At 73.6% G+C, this 16,355-nt stretch carries 13 protein-coding genes; 6 read left to right on the forward strand and 7 right to left on the reverse strand.

The features are described 5' to 3' along the window. Positions 1-393: 393 nt before the first annotated feature. Both JS756_RS14920 and JS756_RS14925 read right to left on the reverse strand, forming a co-directional pair. Positions 394-2,760: a helix-hairpin-helix domain-containing protein gene (locus JS756_RS14920; RefSeq protein ID WP_205383589.1), complete on the reverse strand. Its 2,367-nt coding sequence runs from the start codon at positions 2,758-2,760 to the stop codon at positions 394-396. After that, positions 2,757-3,743, reverse strand: a complete 987-nt coding sequence (locus tag JS756_RS14925) for an aldo/keto reductase (protein WP_205383590.1) — start codon at positions 3,741-3,743, stop codon at positions 2,757-2,759. Before JS756_RS14925 ends, JS756_RS14920 begins: the two co-directional genes overlap by 4 nt. Before the next feature lie 113 nt (positions 3,744-3,856). Here JS756_RS14925 and JS756_RS14930 point away from each other — a divergent pair, with 113 nt between their 5' ends. Next, a complete protein-coding gene (locus JS756_RS14930; protein ID WP_205383591.1) occupies positions 3,857-4,912 on the forward strand; it encodes an LLM class F420-dependent oxidoreductase in 1,056 nt (351 codons plus the stop codon). Between the two features lie 223 nt (positions 4,913-5,135). After that, the gene (locus JS756_RS14935) at positions 5,136-5,927 is read left to right on the forward strand and encodes a ferritin-like domain-containing protein (RefSeq protein ID WP_205383592.1); all 792 of its coding nucleotides are present in this window, start codon (positions 5,136-5,138) and stop codon (positions 5,925-5,927) included. A 27-nt stretch (positions 5,928-5,954) separates the two neighbouring features. Here JS756_RS14935 and JS756_RS14940 read toward each other — a convergent pair whose 3' ends face one another. Beyond that, complete coding sequence (locus JS756_RS14940; protein WP_205383593.1) at positions 5,955-6,950, reverse strand: magnesium and cobalt transport protein CorA; 996 nt, start codon at positions 6,948-6,950, stop codon at positions 5,955-5,957. Between the two features lie 62 nt (positions 6,951-7,012). Here JS756_RS14940 and JS756_RS14945 point away from each other — a divergent pair, with 62 nt between their 5' ends. The 4 genes from JS756_RS14945 (at position 7,013) to mshC (ending at position 10,637) form a co-directional block, all read left to right on the forward strand. After that, a complete protein-coding gene (locus tag JS756_RS14945) occupies positions 7,013-7,714 on the forward strand; it encodes a histidine phosphatase family protein (RefSeq protein WP_205383594.1) in 702 nt (233 codons plus the stop codon). A gap of 131 nt (positions 7,715-7,845) precedes the next feature. Further along, positions 7,846-8,436: a DUF3090 domain-containing protein gene (locus tag JS756_RS14950; protein WP_205383595.1), complete on the forward strand. Its 591-nt coding sequence runs from the start codon at positions 7,846-7,848 to the stop codon at positions 8,434-8,436. After that, positions 8,400-9,218 (forward strand): SCO1664 family protein, encoded by an 819-nt coding sequence (locus JS756_RS14955; protein ID WP_205383596.1) that lies wholly within the window; start codon positions 8,400-8,402, stop codon positions 9,216-9,218. Before JS756_RS14950 ends, JS756_RS14955 begins: the two co-directional genes overlap by 37 nt. A gap of 189 nt (positions 9,219-9,407) precedes the next feature. Continuing rightward, on the forward strand, positions 9,408-10,637 hold the full coding sequence (mshC, locus tag JS756_RS14960; protein ID WP_205383597.1) for a cysteine--1-D-myo-inosityl 2-amino-2-deoxy-alpha-D-glucopyranoside ligase: 1,230 nt from the start codon (positions 9,408-9,410) through the stop codon (positions 10,635-10,637). 70 nt (positions 10,638-10,707) lie between these two features. On the opposite strand, the gene JS756_RS14965 is transcribed toward mshC, so the two are convergent. The 4 genes from JS756_RS14965 to JS756_RS14980 all read right to left on the reverse strand — a co-directional run bounded on the left by JS756_RS14965 (position 10,708) and on the right by JS756_RS14980 (position 16,351). Next, positions 10,708-11,283 carry a hypothetical protein gene (locus JS756_RS14965; RefSeq protein ID WP_205383598.1) on the reverse strand — a complete coding sequence of 192 codons (576 nt, stop codon included), beginning with the start codon at positions 11,281-11,283 and terminating at the stop codon, positions 10,708-10,710. Positions 11,284-11,329: 46 nt separating this feature from the next. Further along, positions 11,330-13,054 carry a S8 family serine peptidase gene (locus JS756_RS14970; RefSeq protein ID WP_205383599.1) on the reverse strand — a complete coding sequence of 575 codons (1,725 nt, stop codon included), beginning with the start codon at positions 13,052-13,054 and terminating at the stop codon, positions 11,330-11,332. A gap of 377 nt (positions 13,055-13,431) precedes the next feature. Beyond that, positions 13,432-14,418, reverse strand: a complete 987-nt coding sequence (locus JS756_RS14975) for a PAC2 family protein (protein ID WP_205383600.1) — start codon at positions 14,416-14,418, stop codon at positions 13,432-13,434. A 316-nt stretch (positions 14,419-14,734) separates the two neighbouring features. Further along, the gene (locus tag JS756_RS14980) at positions 14,735-16,351 is read right to left on the reverse strand and encodes a glycerol-3-phosphate dehydrogenase/oxidase (RefSeq protein WP_205383601.1); all 1,617 of its coding nucleotides are present in this window, start codon (positions 16,349-16,351) and stop codon (positions 14,735-14,737) included. Positions 16,352-16,355 lie beyond the last annotated feature (4 nt).

Raw genomic sequence — 16,355 nt, forward strand, 5'->3', positions numbered from 1 at the left:
ACGCAACCGGATACTTCTTCTGCGAGGACACGACACCCCTGCCCGGCCGAACGGAAACGACAAGGGGAGCCTGCCCGACCCTCAACTCCACCAACCAGAACAATACTTAGCCGCAACAATCTACTAGTGCTGTGACCGGAGCGCTCCGCCGGGCGGCAGGGGCGCCCGGCACCGTACGTCCCCGGCCGGAGCGGTCCCCGTGCACCGGACGCGGCCGGGGTGTGGCTCGCCCCGGCGAGGCGCCGTGACCGGCGCCGAGCCGCCCCTCCTTCGGTCGTGGCACCGTACCGCCGACGGCACCGGCCGGCACGGCGGCCCCGGGAGGCACGTCCGTCCCGCAAACCGCCTTGGCCGATGCGCCGCATTCCTCCGCCCGCCGCCCTCCGGCCGCCGTCAGGCCGGGGCCGGGACCTGGGCGCGCAGCAGAAGCGGCAGCCGGGTCGTCCGCGGCTTCGGCCCGACCTCACGGACGGCGTGGGGCAGTGCCTGCTCCACACCGTGGACCACCGACAGATGTCGGTCGGCACGCCCGAAGGCCGTGTACACCCACGGCCGGCTCAGCGTCTGCGCGGCGTCCCCGGGCAGCACGACGACGGCCGCCGGCCACCGGTCGCCCACCGCCTGGTGCGCGGTCAGCGCCCACCCGTGCCGCACCGACTGCTCCACCCGCTCCCGCGGTACGACCACCGGGGTGCCCGCGCACGACAGGTGCAGCCCGTCGGCGTCGGCCTTCACCACCTGCCCGGGCAGCGTGCGTCCCGGAGCGGGGGAGTAGGCGATCCGGTCGCCGGGATCGAAGCCGCCGAACCGGCCCGGGCCGGGATTGAGCCGCTCCTTGAGCGCGGTGTTGAGGGCGCGGGTGCCGGCCGCGCCCCCGTGCCCCGGGGTGATCACGACGGTCTGCTCCGCCGGGATGCCCAGGGCTCGCGGCACCGAGTCCGCGACCAGCTGCACCGTCCGGTGCACGGCCTCGCCCGCGTCCCGCACGGGTACGATCACCAGCTCCTTGCCCGGCGCCTCGACCTGGTTCAGCTCACCGATCCCGACACCGGAGACCAGTTCGCCGAGGGGCCCCGGGTCCGGGGTGCGGGAGGCGACCTGCGGGCAGACGCGGGCGGCGAGCAGATCGGCGAAGACCCGCCCGGGTCCGGCCGACCACAGCACCGCCGGATCCCCGCTCAGCACCAGCCGGGCCCCGTCCGGCAGGGACTCGGCCAGCATCGCCGCGCTCTCCACGTCCAGCTGCGGCGCGTCGAGCACGACCAGAAGATCCAGGGCGAGCGCGCCCTCGGCGTCCCGGCCGGGACCCTCGGTGCCCGAGAGCAGCCCGGCGACCGTGGCGACCTCCTCCGTCCCGGGCGATGCTCCCGCACCGGCCGAGTCGCCGCCCGAGGGGCGGCGGGCCCCGGCCGCCTGCGGCGGTCCGGCGAGACGGCGGCTGCCGCCGGACGTGTGGCAGGCACCGACGGCCCGCAGGCCCAGCGCGCGGGCGGCGGCGAGGAGCGCCGCCGGTTCCGCGCGGGACGCCTCCCCGCCGGTGTGCAGCACCAGGCCGTGCCCGGCGACGGCGCGGATCAGCTCGGCCGCGCTCCCCGAGACCGACGCGGCGGCCGACTCCCAGTCCGCCGGGACCTCCTCCTCGGCGAGGGAGTTGACCAACCGGGCCAGGGCGTCGGCGAGGCTCTCCTCCGCGAGCGCGTACCGTTCCAGGCCGACCAGGACGCGAACCGGGCGCTCCGCCTCCTCTTCCTCCCCCTGGCCCCCGTCGCCGACGTCGGCCCCCTCGGCCCCCGTACCCGGTCCGGCCGGCCGGCCGGCGGGCTCCTCCAGGGCGTCCTGGAACACGAGGGCGTCACCCTCGGCGATCGCGTTCTGGACGGCGTCCTCCGCCTCCGGCACACCCCGCTGCGCCAGCGCGGCGGTCAGCGCGGGCAGCTCCAGGGCGGTGTGCCCGGCGAGGGCCGCCTGCTCCAGCAGCCAGACGGTGACCGCCCGGCCGCGCCGCTCGTCGTCCGGGGCGCACTCGGCGCCGAGCAGCGCCCGGGCGAACGAGTCGGCGTGCTCGGGCCGGACCCCGGCGACCCGCAGCAGCTGCCAGGGGTCAGCGCGAAGCGCCTCCGCGGCGCCGTCGCCGAGGACGGCGGCCACCTGCCCCGCCAGCCCCTCGGGAGCGCCACCGGCGGCCAGTACCTCGCGCGCCGCCGCGACGGACGCGTCCGAGGGCAGCGCGGGCGCGGCGGCGGACGCGGGCTGCGCGGGCCGGGGCCGGTGCACGGGCTCCGGGGCGGGGCGGCGGGGTGCGGGCGGCTCGTGGAACACCGTCTCCGCCGGCTTCTGCCCGCTCTCCACTGCCCGTACCGCCGCGAGCAGGTCGGCGGCCGTGCCGCTCAGCTTGGCCCCGCTCTCGACGGGCCCCCTGCGCTCGGCCCTGCGCCGCTCGATCCGCTCCCGCTCGACCCGCTGGGCCGCCAGCTCCGCCTGGGCCTCGGAGACCTTCCCGGCCCCTTCCTCGTCCTCGTCGTCCTCGTGGCCGGCCGCGGCAGCCTCGCCCCCCTCGTCATCCGCGGGAGCGCCGCCGTCCTCCCCGCCCGCGGCCCGGCCGTCGCCGCCGGTCGACCCGGTTCCCTCGTCCGTGGCGGCGGCGTCCTCCTGCGGGGCCGTCTCCGCGCCGGCCGACCCGGTCCCGTGCGTGGCCCCCTCCGCCCCGATGTCCGGCGTCCCCGGCCCGGTGTTGTCCGTGGCCTCCGGCTCCGTGCTCACAGCGTGCTCCAGTCGTGATCGGGATAGCGGTGCACGGGCGCCGACACGTCGTCGAGCGCCCGGCAGATCTCGTCAGGAAGATTAAGCGCCTCCACCGACAATGCCGCCGTGAGCTGCTGTGCCGTGCGCGCGCCGACGATCGGCGCGGCGACACCGGGCCGGTCCCGGACCCAGGCGAGGGCCACCTGGAGCGGGGACACCGCGAGACCGTCCGCCGCAGTCGACACGGCGTCGACGATGCGGCTCGCGGTGTCGTCCAGGTAGGGAGCGACGAACGGGGCGAGGTGCTCGGAGGCGCCGCGCGAGTCGGGCGGCAGGGAATCGCCCCGGTACTTGCCGGTCAGGACACCGCGGCCCAGCGGCGACGACGGCAGCAGGCCGATGCCCAGGTCCAGGGCGGCCGGCAGCACCTCGCGCTCCACACCGCGTTGCAGCAGTGAGTACTCCATCTGCGTACTGGCCAGCCGGGTCCGTGCGCCCGCGGCCGCCAGTTGCCAGGTCGCCGCCTTGGCGAGCTGCCAGCCGCAGAAGTTGGAGACGCCCGCGTAGCGCGCCCGGCCGCTGCTGACGGCCAGGTCGAGGGCGTGCAGGGTCTCCTCCAGAGGGGTCTCGGGGTCGAAGGCGTGGACGTGCCACAGGTCGACGTGGTCCGTGCCGAGCCGCGCGAGGGAGGCGTCCAGCGCGGCGAGCAGATGCCCGCGCGAACCGTCGAAGCGGCGGTCGGGGTCGGGCACGCTGCCCGCCTTCGTCGAGATCACCAGATCCCGCCGCGGGACGAGGCCCTCCATGAGGCGCCCGAGCAGGTACTCGGCATCGCCGTCGCCATACACGTCCGCGGTGTCGACGAGGGTGCCGCCCGCCTCCCAGAACGTCTTCATCAGGTCCGCGGCGTCGTGCTCGTCGGTGTCCCGGCCCCAGGTCAGGGTGCCGAGCCCGATCCGGGACACGCGCAGGCCGGTGCGGCCGAGATGCCTCTGTTCCATGAACGCCGAGATTACTGGCCAGAGGTGGGCCGTGGGTTGCCTGTGGACAACCGATTTCCGCACGCTAAGGTCGGCCGCACAAGGGACATTACCGATGGGTAAGGGGATCGGGTATGCAACTCGGGATCAACCTCGGCTACTGGGGCGCCGGCATGGACGCCGACAATCTGGCGGTGGCCCAGGAGGCCGACCGGCTCGGGTACGCCGTCTGCTGGGCCGCCGAGGCCTACGGCTCCGACGCGCCGACGGTGCTCTCCTACGTGGCGGCGCGGACCGAGCGCATCGACGTCGGCTCCGCGATCATGCAGATCCCGGCCCGCCAGCCCGCCATGACCGCCATGACGGCGGCGACCCTCGACTCCCTCTCCGGCGGCCGGTTCCGCCTCGGCCTCGGCGTGTCCGGCCCGCAGGTCTCCGAGGGCTGGTACGGCGTGAAGTTCGACAAGCCGCTGGCACGCACGCGTGAGTACGTCGAGATCGTCCGCAGGGCGATGAGCCGCGAGAGGCTGTCCTACGACGGCGAGCACTGGACGCTGCCGCTGCCCGGGGGCCCGGGCAAGCCGATCAAGCTGACCGTCCACCCGCAGCGCGAGCACATCCCGCTCTACATCGCCGCGATCGGGCCGAAGAACCTGGAGCAGACCGGCGAGATCGCCGACGGCGCCCTGCTGATCTTCCCCTCCGCCGACCACCTGGAGGAGACCGCGGTCACGTACCTGCGCGCCGGGCGCGAGAAGGCCGGAAAGACCATGGACGGCTTCGACGTCTGCCCGACCCTCCCGCTCGCCGTCGGCGACGACAAGGACGTGACCCGGCTGGCGGACACCTTCCGGCCGTACACCGCGCTGTACGTCGGCGGCATGGGCAGCTTCAAGCAGAACTTCTACAACCAGCTCGCCCGGCGCATGGGCTACGAGCAGGCCGCCGCCGAGGTCCAGGAGAAGTACCTCTCCGGCGACAAGGAGGGTGCCGCCGCGGCCGTTCCGCACGACCTGATCGACCGGACCACCCTGCTCGGCTCGGTGGAGCGCATCGCCGACCGGATGAAGGCCTACGCGGCGGCCGGTGTCACCACCCTCACGCTCGCTCCGGCCGGCTTCACCCTGGACGAGCGGCTCGCCTCCCTGCGCGCCGGTGTGGACGCCATGGAGCGCGCCGGGCTCGCGTAACCAGAGGGGCGTGGCGAGGAGACTTTCTGCGGCCGTGGTGGGGGCTCGGGGGTCTTCCCCGCCACGGCCGTCACGGGGAACAACGCGCCCGGGCGGGCGCGGTTACGCCCCGGTCGCGACCCTGTCCTCCTCCTTTCGGCGGACTGGCCCGACACAGCTGTTGCGGTGTCCTTCTTGTGGCATTTGACTCGTTCTTCGCGGATCCTGCAGAGAGGTGCCCACGATGCTTTCGGCCAAGAGTCTGTTCCAGGAGATCCTCGACGACGACGAGTCCTTCGCCCTGTTCTGCTCCATCGCCGCCAGCGGTGAGTCGCAGGGCGGCTGGGAGAACGCACGGATCGCCGCGCTCGTACCGGAGGGCGAGCGCGACATGGCCCCCAAGATCACCCGGCACGGAGCCGACGAGGACAAGCACGGCCGCATCTTCAAGGCCCTGATGAAGAAGCGGGGCCTGCAGCCCGTCCCGGTCCCGGCCGGCACCGACTACACGATGCTCCTGGAGCGGAACGGCATCGGGCTCGCCCACGAGAAGCTCAGGAGCGACCGGCCGCTGACCGTCCAGGACATCGTCACCTACCTCGCGCACAGCCGCGTCACCGAGCAGCGCGCCTCGGAGCAGATGGACCTGCTGCGCCGGTACTTCGGCGACCATCCCGACATCGGCCGCGCGGTCCGCCAGATCTCCCACGACGAGGACAACCACCTCGCCTACTGCCACGAGGAACTCCTGCGCTTCGCCCGCGCGGGCCACGGCCGCGCCATCCAGCGCACCCTGCGCGAGTGCGCGCTCGCCGAGATCCGCATCTACCGCGACGTCAGCCTCGCCGTCATGGCCGAGATGGGACGCATCCTGCACTGGTCCAGGGCCAAGTCGGCCGTCCTGGCGGCCGGCATCCACGCGGTGTACGCCTGGGAGCGGGTCGCGGGCTGGCGGCGCATGGTCTCGCTGACCATGCCCGAACACCGCAACGCGCTCGGCGGCCCCGCGGCCCCCGCCCACCCCGAGTTCGCCTGACCCGGGCGAGCCCGCCCCCCGTACGCACTACAGCCAGCCCCGCCGCTTGAACAGCCGGTACAGCAGCACCTCCAGGGCCGCCATGGCCGCGATCACCACCGGGTAGGACCACACCCAGCGCACCTCCGGCATGTGCCGGAAATTCATGCCGTAGATCCCCGCGATCATCGTGGGGACCGCGGCCATCGCCGCCCACGCCGAGATCTTCCGCATGTCGTCGTTCTGCCGGACGCTCATCTGCGCCAGATGGGCCGCCAGGATGTCCGACACCAGGCGGTCGAGGCCGTCCACGGACTCGTTCACGCGCGTGAGGTGGTCGTGCACGTCCCGGAAGAACGGGCGGGCCTTGTCGCTGACGTACGGCACCGCCGTGCCGAACGGGCCGGTGCCCGCCAGCCGGTGCAGCGGAAGGGCCAGCGGCCCCGTCGCCCGCCGGAACTCCAGGATCTGCCGCTTGAAGCCGTAGATCCGCGACGCGGTGTGGCGCGAGCCGCCGCCGTCCGGCGAGAACACCTCCGCCTCCAGCTCCTCCAGATCGGTCTGCAGCTCACTGGCGACCTCGACGTAGTGGTCGACGACCGCGTCGGCGATCGCGTACAGCACCGCCGTCGGGCCCTTGCCGAGGATCTCCGGCTCGCACTCCAGCCGCCGCCGCACCGCGCTCAGCGGCGAACCGACGCCGTGCCGCACCGTCACCGCGAAGCAGTCGCCCAGGAACACCATGACCTCACCGGCCGAGACCGTCCCGCTGCGCGGTTCGTAGACCACCGGCTTCAGCACCAGGAACAGCGAGTCGTCGTACACCTCCAGCTTCGGCCGCTGGTGCGCGTTGAGCGCGTCCTCCACGGCCAGCGGATGCAGCGCGAACTCCTCGGTGACCGTGTCGAACTCCTCCTCGGTCGGCTCGTGCAGCCCGATCCACACGAAACCGCCGGCCGCGCGCGCCACGTCGAGGGCGTCCGCGAACTCCGGCGGACCCTCCGTGCGGTGCCCGTCGCGGTAGATGGCGCAGTCGACGATCACGGAGCGTATTGTCCCGCCTGCGGCGCCCCGGCGCACCCGGGCGTACGCCTACGCTGGGCCGCATGCCCACGCTGATCCTCGTCCGGCACGGACGCTCCACCGCCAACACCGAGGGACTGCTCGCCGGATGGACACCCGGCGTCGGTCTGGACGACCGCGGCGCCGCGCAGGCGGCCGCCCTGCCCGACCGGCTCGCCGGCCTGCCGCTCGCCGAGGCCGTCGTCAGCCCGCTCCAGCGCTGCCAGGAGACCGTACGGCCGCTGCTCGACGCCCGGCCCGGGCTGACCGCCCACACCGACGAGCGGATCGGCGAGTGCCACTACGGCGACTGGTCGGGCCGCAAGCTCGCGGAGCTCAAGGACGAGCCCCTGATGGAGGTCGTGCAGGCCCATCCGTCCGCCGCCGCCTTCCCCGGCGGCGAGTCCATGCGCGCCATGCAGACCCGCGCAGCCGAGGCGGTACGCGAGTGGAACGCGCGCGTGGAGCGCGACCACGGCGCCGACGCCGTCTACCTCATGTGCTCGCACGGCGACATCATCAAGTCGCTCGTGGCCGACGCACTCGGACTTCATCTCGACCTCTTCCAGCGGATCTCCGTCGAACCGTGCTCCGTCACCGCGATCCGGTACACCCGGCTGCGGCCGTTCCTCCTGCGGCTCGGCGACACCGGTGACTTCGCCTCCCTCGCGCCCCGCGGGGAACCCGCGGCCGGGGAGGCACCGGCCGGGGACGCACCCGTAGGGGGCGGCACGGGCGCACCGTGATCGTCGGCCGCAGTAGGGTGAAGCGTCCGCACCCACGCATTCCCGCAGGACCTGCCCGCACTCCCGATTCGCAGCACTCCCAGCGGATCCCCCGCGAACCCATCCACGAACGATTCCCATGGAGACTGGACGTGTCCCGTCAGGTGTTCCTCTACGACCCGCCGGACCGCTTCGTCGCCGGCACGGTCGGACTGCCCGGGCGCCGTACGTTCTTCCTCCAGGCCACCGCCGGCTCCCGGGTGACCAGCGTGGCCCTGGAGAAGACCCAGGTCGCCGCACTCGCCGAGCGCATGGACGAGCTGCTGGACGAGGTCGTGCGCCGGAGCGGCGGCAGCGCCTCGGTGCCCGCCGTGGCACCCTCGGAGGTCGCCGACACCGCCCCCCTCGACACCCCGATCGAGGAGGAGTTCCGGGTCGGCACCATGGCCCTGGCCTGGGACGGCGAGGAGCAGCGCATGATCGTCGAGGCCCAGGCCCTCGTCGAGCTCGACGCCGACTCCGAGGAGGATCTCGCCGAGGCCGAGGAACGGCTCCTCCAGGACGAGGAGAACGGGCCCCCGATGCTGAGGGTCCGGCTCAGCGGCGCACAGGCCAGAGCCTTCGCCAAGCGGGCCCTCGACGTCGTCAACGCCGGCCGGCCGCCCTGCCCGCTGTGCAGCCTGCCGCTCGACCCGGAAGGACACGTATGTCCGCGCCAGAACGGATACCGCCGCGGAGCGTGACCGCCGCCGAGTTGCTCGCGCACGGTGAGCTCAGGGTGCGCGGACGCCTCCGGGACGCCTCCAACGCGGCGCTGTTCTGCACGGTCGCGCACGAGGGTCGCGAGGCGTCCTGCGTGTACAAGCCGGTCGCCGGGGAGCGGCCGCTGTGGGACTTTCCCGACGGCACCCTCGCCGGGCGCGAGGTGGCCGCCTACGAGGTCTCCGAGGCCACCGGCTGGCGGCTCGTCCCGCCGACCGTGCTGCGGGAGGGGCCCTACGGCGAGGGCATGTGCCAGCTGTGGATCGACGTCGTGCCGGACGCCGAGCTGCTCGCCCTCGTCGACGACGAGGAGCCCGCGCCCGGCTGGAAGGCCGTCGGGTTCGCCGAGGTCGGTGAGGGCCGAACGGCGCTGCTGGTGCACGCCGACGACGAGCGGCTGCGGCGGCTCGCCGTGCTCGACGCGGTGATCAACAACGCCGACCGCAAGGGCGGCCACCTGCTGCCCGCCGCCGAGGGCCGGCTGTACGGCATCGACCACGGGGTCACCTTCAACGTCGACGACAAGCTGAGGACGCTGCTGTGGGGCTGGGCGGGGGAGCCCCTCACCGCCGAGGCGGTCGAGGTGCTGGGTGCCCTCGGTACGGCACTCGCCGACGGCGGTGCGCTGGCGGCCCGGCTGGCCGGACTCATCACCCCCGCCGAGATCGACGCCACGCGCGCGCGTGTCGGCGCGCTCCTCGCCTCCCGGAAGCACCCGGAGCCCAGCGGCGAGTGGCCGGCGATACCGTGGCCCCCCGTCTAGTGCTGTGACAGCGCCGCCGGGTGCCGTGCAGGGCGTCGCGAGCCGGTGAACGTTCCCGGTTCGCAGCACCAGCCCCGGGCCCGGCCCGTCGGCCCTTGCACACTGGCCGGGATCGCACAAGAGCGCCTTCCCGGCCATCCGGACCCCACCGGTTCGTATACGGAACATCAGTCCGGTTAGGCTCATGACATGCATGCCTGGCCCGCTTCCGAGGTCCCCGCCCTGCCCGGTCAGGGCCGCGACCTCAGGATTCACGACACCGCGACCGGGGGTCCGGTGACCCTCCGCCCCGGTCCCGTCGCCCGTCTCTACGTCTGCGGCATCACCCCCTACGACGCCACCCACCTGGGACACGCGGCGACCTACAACGCGTTCGACCTCGTGCAGCGCGTGTGGCTCGACACCAAGCGGCAGGTCCACTACGTCCAGAACGTCACCGACATCGACGATCCACTGCTGGAGCGGGCGCAGCGCGACGACGTCGACTGGGCCGCCCTCGCCGAGCAGGAGACCGCCCTCTTCCGTGAGGACATGACCGCGCTGCGGATGCTCCCGCCGCAGCACTACATCGGCGCCGTCGAGGCCATACCCGGGATCGTCCCGCTCGTGGAGCGGCTGCGCGAGCTCGGCGCCGCCTACGAGCTCGACGGCGACATCTACTTCTCCGTCGAGGCCGACCCGCACTTCGGCGAGGTGTCCAACCTGGATGCCGCCGCGATGCGGCTGCTGTCCGCCGAACGGGGCGGCGACCCCGACCGCCCGGGCAAGAAGAACCCGCTCGACCCGATGCTGTGGATGGCCGCCCGTCCCGGTGAACCCAGCTGGGAGGGGGGTTCGCTCGGCCCTGGCCGGCCCGGCTGGCACATCGAGTGCGTGGCCATCGCCCTGGACCACCTCGGCATGGGCTTCGACGTGCAGGGCGGAGGCTCCGACCTCGCCTTCCCGCACCACGAGATGGGCGCTTCCCACGCCCAGGTGCTGACCGGCGAGTTCCCCATGGCCAAGGCCTACGTCCACGCCGGCATGGTCGCCCTGCACGGCGCGAAGATGTCCAAGTCCAAGGGCAACCTCGTCTTCGTCTCGCAGCTGCGGCGCGACGGCGTCGATCCGGCCGCCGTCCGGCTCTCCCTCCTCGCCCACCACTACCGGTCCGACTGGGAGTGGACCGACCAGGTGCTCCAGGAGGCGCTCGCCCGTCTCGGCCGCTGGCGCGCCGCCGTGTCCCGGCCGGACGGCCCGTCCGCCGAGGCACTGGTCGAGGAGATCCGCGACGCCCTCGCCGACGACCTCGACGCCCCGGCGGCCCTCGCCGCCGTCGACCGCTGGGTCGCCCTCCAGCAGGACGCGGGAGGGACGGACACCGGCGCCCCGGGCATCGTCTCGCGCGCCGTGGACGCGCTGCTGGGCGTGGCCCTGTAGGTCCTCACCGCACACGAACGGGGCGCTTCCTCCGCAGAGGAAGCGCCCCTTTCCGCTGTGCGGGCGACGGTCAGATCCGCTGGATCCGGACGCTGCGGAGCACGCTGGGCGACTGGGCGTCCCACACGCCGATCACCTGGTGACCGAAGGCGAACGCCTCCTGGATCTGCTGGTGCAGCTGCGGGGTCGGGCTGTTCAGCACCCGGAACTGACCGTGGATGCGCAGGAACACCTGCTGCGGGTGGCCCTGGAGCGGGTGGACGATGTCGACGAAGCCCTCGGCGATGCCGGAGGCCAGGGCCTGGGCCTGGGCCTGCTGCATCACCTGCTGCACCGCGGCCTGGACGATCTGCTGGATCTGCTGCTGCGCCTGCTGCTCGCTCTGCTGCGCCTGCTGGTCGGGCCGGCCGAGCTGCTGCAGCAGCTGCTGGAACGGCTGCTGCTGGCCGAGCTGCTGCAGCTGCTCCATCGTGCCGCCCATGCCGTACGGCTGCTGCTGGTAGGGCTGCTGCTGGTAGGCCGGCTGGGACGGCTGCTGCTGCACAGAGGGCTGCTGCTGGTAGGGCTGTTGCAGGAACGGCGACGTGCTGGGGTACTGCTGGCCCTGCTGCTGGCCCATGTGACTCATCTGCGGGGTGGTGCTCATGCCGATGCCACCTTCCGTTGACGTGATGGGTCCGTGCGATGGTGCGTCAGCCCACGACGACGAGGCCGACGATCTCTTCGTCCGCGAACCAGACGCGGACGTCGGGCCGTCCCCCCGCGAAGGCGGTGTGGACCGCCTGGCGGACCTCGGGGGACGGATGGTCGAGGGTGCGCCAGGCGCCGGCGACGAACAACCGGAGCCGGGGCGGGAGTTCGGGCGGGTAGGGCAGCAGCTCGTCCCAGTACCGCTCGGCCTGGCCGGAGCCGACCGCCTGCGGCAGCAGGTGGGTGACCGCCGCCCTGATGTCCGGCCGGTTGCCGATCCGCTGGGAGGCGGGCCGGTCCGGCGCGTCCTGCTGCGGGGAACCCGTGGCCCGCAGCACCCTGCGCGCGTCCTCAGGGGACATGACCGGGCGGCCGGCGGCCCGGAGCACGCCCTGAAGGCCGGCGAGCGCGCCCGCCACCACCGGAGCGGCGGCGGAGGTCCCGGAGAAGGCGTCCGTGTACCAGGCGATCTCCTCGGGCCCGCCCTGCAGATCGCCGGGCCGGTCCCAGAAGCCGCCGGTGGTCGTCACTTCGTGCCCCCAGCCCTGCGCGTCCACGCGGGCGCCGTGGTTGGAGAACGCCAGCCTCGAGCGGTCGGGGCCGTGGTCGCGGCCGTGCGTGCCGGGCGGCGGTGCGCCCGCGCCGACCAGCACGGCACCGGAGGAGGCGTTGGACGGGTTGAACGGGTTGCGCCACCAGCCGGGGAAGTCGTCGGGGCGGCGCTCGTAGAGCGCGTCGTCGAGCGACTCGGCGCCGTTGCCGGCGGCGGCCACGACCAGGACGCCCCTGGCGGCGGCGTACCGCACGGCCGCGAAGTCGTCCGGCCACCACTCGAGCGGCAGGTAGCCGCGCTGGTCGTCCCGCTCGGCGTACTCGAACCGCGGCCCGGGCCGGTGCAGTTCGACGAGGACGATGTCGCCGGGGCCGAGCCGCTCGGCCGCCGCGTGGATCGCCGCGGCGGAGCCGATGCCCCGGACCGAGGCCGCGGCGGTCACCGCGTCCGGCGCGATGCCGGTCACGCCCGACTCGCCCCGGTCGCCGCCCACCACGCCCAGGACCGACGTGCCGTGATTGCGCCAGGCCAGGTCGTCCAGCGGAGTCCCGACGACCACGCCCGCCAGCTTGGCGGCGAGGTCCTCGTGCCCGAGCTGCCAGGCACCCTCCACGACGATCACCGTCACGTCCTGGCCCGCTCCACCCTGCCGCTGCCGGGCCCACAGGGCGCCGACACCCTCCGGGGCGGCGCGCAGATAGCCCTGACGGCCGCTGAAGTCGGGAGTCGGCGGCGCCTTCTCCGCCTTCTCCGCGTGCCACTCGCTCTGCCCCAGGGCGGCCGGCACGGCGCCCGGCTTGACGTAGGCGGTGTCGATGCCCGGCAGCGCGGCGATGCGGGCGCGCAGCTCGCGGGCGCGGGTCTCCCCGCCGCGCACCCGGTAGAACAGGGCGAGGTCGGGCACGTCCGGCGCCGGAGCTGTGGCCTGGGCCAGGCGTTCCTCGCTGCCGAACAGCGGCTCCAGCGTGAGCTGTTCGTCGCTGAGGAACATCGTGAGAGAGGTCACGTCGGCGCCCGACGCGGAACGGACACCGTCGGCCCGTGCACGCAGCCGGGCCTCAGGGCGGGCGACGACGATCAGCTCCTGCTCGGCTCCTCGATAGGTGAATCCCGCTCCGTCGGGCCCCGGCCCCAACGCCCCGGGGCCGTGTGCCGGCTCTGCCTGGTCGGTCATCTGTGCCGCTCCCTTCGGTCCGTACCGGTGCCATGAGGGGTCGTGCGGCGCGCCTTCGTGGGACAACCAAGCACGCGCGCGGCGGTCCGTCCAGACCGTCTTCGCACCAACTTTGTTTGGAACAAGTTGAATTGGGTAACGGGTGCAATCCGGCCGGAAACAGATGTCACGCCGGTAACCGGCCGAACCCCGACGGCACCGCGGCACCGCGGCACGGTCCGTGGAGGGCGCGACGGAACGCCGCAACGGTGCACGGAGGGGCGAGCGGTACAGCGGGGCACGGCGGTACGGCGCCACCAGGGAACGGCTGAGGGGCGGTGCGTCGCACCGCCCCTCGCTCGCCCCGGCGCCGGCCCACAGGCCGTTCGCCCCGGGGCTCAGTCCTCCGTCGAGTCCTCGTCGCCCTTGTCCGGCTCCGGATCCGCCCTCGGCGGCTTCGGCGGCCGGGTCCGCTCGCTGGAGCTGTCCCGCAGGTACGACGGGCCCTCGCCGTCCGCCGTGGCGTGCCCGCCGGGCGGGCCGCCGCCGTCCCGGCGGCGCAGGTAGCGCTCGAACTCGCGGGCGATCGCCTCGCCCGAGGCCTCCGGCAGCTCCGCGGTGTCGCGGGCCTCCTCCAGCGTCTGGACGTACTCGGCGACCTCGCTGTCCTCCGCCGCCAGCTGGTCCACGCCCACCTGCCAGGCGCGCGCGTCCTCGGGCAGCTCGCCCAGCGGGATGCGCACGCCGATCAGGTCCTCCAGCCGGTTGAGCAGGGCCAGGGTGGCCTTCGGGTTCGGCGGCTGCGACACGTAGTGCGGAACGGCCGCCCACAGCGACACCGCCGGGACGCCCGCGTGCGTGCACGCCTCCTGGAGGACGCCGACGATGCCCGTGGGGCCCTCGTACTTGGTCTCCTCCAGATCCATGCGCCGGGCCAGGTCCGGGTCGGAGGTGGTCCCGCTGATCGGGACCGGGCGCGTGTGCGGGGTGTCGCCGAGCAGGGCGCCCAGGACGACCACGAGTTCCACCCCCAGCTCGTGTGCGAAGCCCAGCAGCTCGTTGCAGAACGAACGCCAGCGCATGGAGGGTTCGATACCCCGGACCAGCACCAGGTCGCGCGGTTTGTCGCCGCCGACCCGGACCACCGACAGGCGGGTGGTCGGCCAGGTGATCTTGCGGACGCCGCCGTCCATCCACACCGTGGGGCGGTTCACCTGGAAGTCGTAGTAGTCCTCGGCGTCCAGCGCCGCGAACACCTCGCCCTTCCACTCACGTTCCAGATGCGCGACCGCGGTGGAGGCGGCGTCGCCGGCATCGTTCCAGCCCTCGAACGCGGCCACCATGACCGGGTCGATCAGCTCGGGAACCCCCTCGAGCTCGATCACCCAGTGCCTCCTTCCGACGTGCCCTCGCTTGACCACCCAACCTTACGGCGTGCGCCGGGCGGGCCCGCATCCCCCGTGCACGGGGGAGTGAACGGATCACTGCCCCGTTCGCCACTCCGGAACACCCCGTCGGACGTCCCGGCCGGCAGCGCCCCCGCACGGCGCACGGAGCCGGCGGGGGCGCTGCGGCCGCACAGGTCCGCGCAGGTCGTTGGGGTCCCGCCCCGGGTTGCGGGCCGGGAGGGCGCGAACGGCGGGGCAGGCGGAAGGGGCGGCTCCGTCGGCGCTGGAGCCGCCCCTTCCGGTCCGTGGCGGTCTACTTCTCGTCGAGCAGGCCCTGGACCTTCGTCCGGACCTCGTCCGTGGCCAGACCCCGGATCGTCAGCGTCGTGCGGCGGCGCAGCACGTCGTCCGCCGTCTCGGCCCACTCGTTGTCCCGGGCGTAGACGACCTGGGCCCAGATCTCGGGTGCGTCCGGGTGGATGCGCTCGCCCAGCTGCGGGTTCTCGTTGGCCAGGCGGGCGATGTCGAAGGCCAGCGAACCGTAGTGCGTGGCCAGGTGCCGGGCGGTGTCCGCGGACATCCGCGGCCCGGGCGCCGGGCGGTCCACCAGCAGGCGGTGGGCGACCGCGCGCGGGTTGGCGACACCCGGCAGGGGAAGCTTCCTCGGCAGCGAGGAGATCGGCTCGAAGTCGTCGCCCAGGGGGTGTCCCGGCAGCGACTCCAGCTTCTGCATCACCGTGCGGCCGATGTGCCGGAAGGTGGTCCACTTGCCGCCGGCGACGGAGAGCATGCCGCCCTTGCCCTCGGTGACGACCGTCTCGCGCTTGGCCTTGGCGGTGTCGCCGGGGCCACCCGGCAGCACCCGCAGGCCGGCGAAGGCGTAGGTGATCAGATCGCGGTCGAGCTGCTGGTCGCGCACGGAGAACGCGGCCTCGTCCAGGATCTGGGATATGTCCTTGTCGTTGACCGCGACGTCCGCCGGGTCGCCCTCGAACTCCTCGTCCGTGGTGCCCAGCAGCAGCATGTCCTCCCAGGGGAGGGCGAAGGTGATGCGGTACTTGTCGATCGGGGTGGCGAGCGCGGCCTTCCACGGAGAGGTCCGCTTCAGCACCAGGTGCGCCCCCTTCGACAGCCGGATGGACGGCGCCGCGCCGGGGTCCTCCATCCGGCGCAGGTGGTCGACCCACGGGCCGGTCGCGTTCAGCACCAGGCGGGCCGTGACGCCGAACTCCTCGCCGGAGAGACGGTCGCGCAGCTCCGCGCCGGTCACCCGGCCCTTGGTGAAGCGCAGCCCCGTGACTTCGGCGTGGTTGAGCACGACGGCGCCCGCCTCGACGGTCGCGCGGACCGTCATCAGCGCCATGCGCGCGTCGTTCATCTGGTCGTCGCCGTACACGGCGACGGCCTTCAGGTTCTCGGTACGCAGCTCGGGCACGTCCTGCGCGGCCTTGGCGGGGGAGAGCAGGTGGCCCACGCCGTCACCGAACGCGGAGAGCGCGGAGTAGGCGAAGACGCCCGCCCCGAGCTTCGCCGCGCCGTGCGGCCCGCCCTTGTACACGGGGAGGTAGAAGGTGAGCGGGTTCGCCAGGTGGGGGGCCACCTGGCGGGAGACCGCACGGCGCTCGAAGTGGTTCTCCGCCACCAGCTTCACCGCGCCGGTCTGCAGGTAGCGCAGACCGCCGTGGAGCAGCTTGGAGGAGGCGGACGAGGTGGCGCCGGCGAAGTCGCCGGCGTCGACCAGTGCCACCCTGAGGCCGGACTGCGCGGCGTGCCAGGCGGTGGAGATGCCCAGGATGCCGCCGCCGATGACGAGAAGGTCGTACGACGCCTTGGAGAGCTGCTCCCTGGTCTCGGCGCGGCTCGGGTGGGAGCCGGAGGCCGGTCGCGTCCCCAGGGCAGGTACGGACTGCAGGGTGGACTGAGTGGTCATGTCG

Origin of the sequence: Streptomyces actuosus (assembly GCF_016921115.1) — a bacterium.
Lineage (GTDB): Bacteria > Actinomycetota > Actinomycetes > Streptomycetales > Streptomycetaceae > Streptomyces > Streptomyces actuosus_A.

Coding starts and splice junctions, on each gene's coding strand:
- JS756_RS14925 (WP_205383590.1), bottom strand. CDS start 3,743: ATGGAACAGAGGCATCTCGGCCGCACCGGCCTGCGCGTGTCCCGGATC.
- JS756_RS14930 (WP_205383591.1), top strand. CDS start 3,857: ATGCAACTCGGGATCAACCTCGGCTACTGGGGCGCCGGCATGGACGCC.
- JS756_RS14935 (WP_205383592.1), top strand. CDS start 5,136: ATGCTTTCGGCCAAGAGTCTGTTCCAGGAGATCCTCGACGACGACGAG.
- JS756_RS14945 (WP_205383594.1), top strand. CDS start 7,013: ATGCCCACGCTGATCCTCGTCCGGCACGGACGCTCCACCGCCAACACC.
- JS756_RS14955 (WP_205383596.1), top strand. CDS start 8,400: ATGTCCGCGCCAGAACGGATACCGCCGCGGAGCGTGACCGCCGCCGAG.
- mshC (WP_205383597.1), top strand. CDS start 9,408: ATGCATGCCTGGCCCGCTTCCGAGGTCCCCGCCCTGCCCGGTCAGGGC.
- JS756_RS14965 (WP_205383598.1), bottom strand. CDS start 11,283: ATGAGCACCACCCCGCAGATGAGTCACATGGGCCAGCAGCAGGGCCAG.
- JS756_RS14970 (WP_205383599.1), bottom strand. CDS start 13,054: ATGACCGACCAGGCAGAGCCGGCACACGGCCCCGGGGCGTTGGGGCCG.
- JS756_RS14980 (WP_205383601.1), bottom strand. CDS start 16,351: ATGACCACTCAGTCCACCCTGCAGTCCGTACCTGCCCTGGGGACGCGA.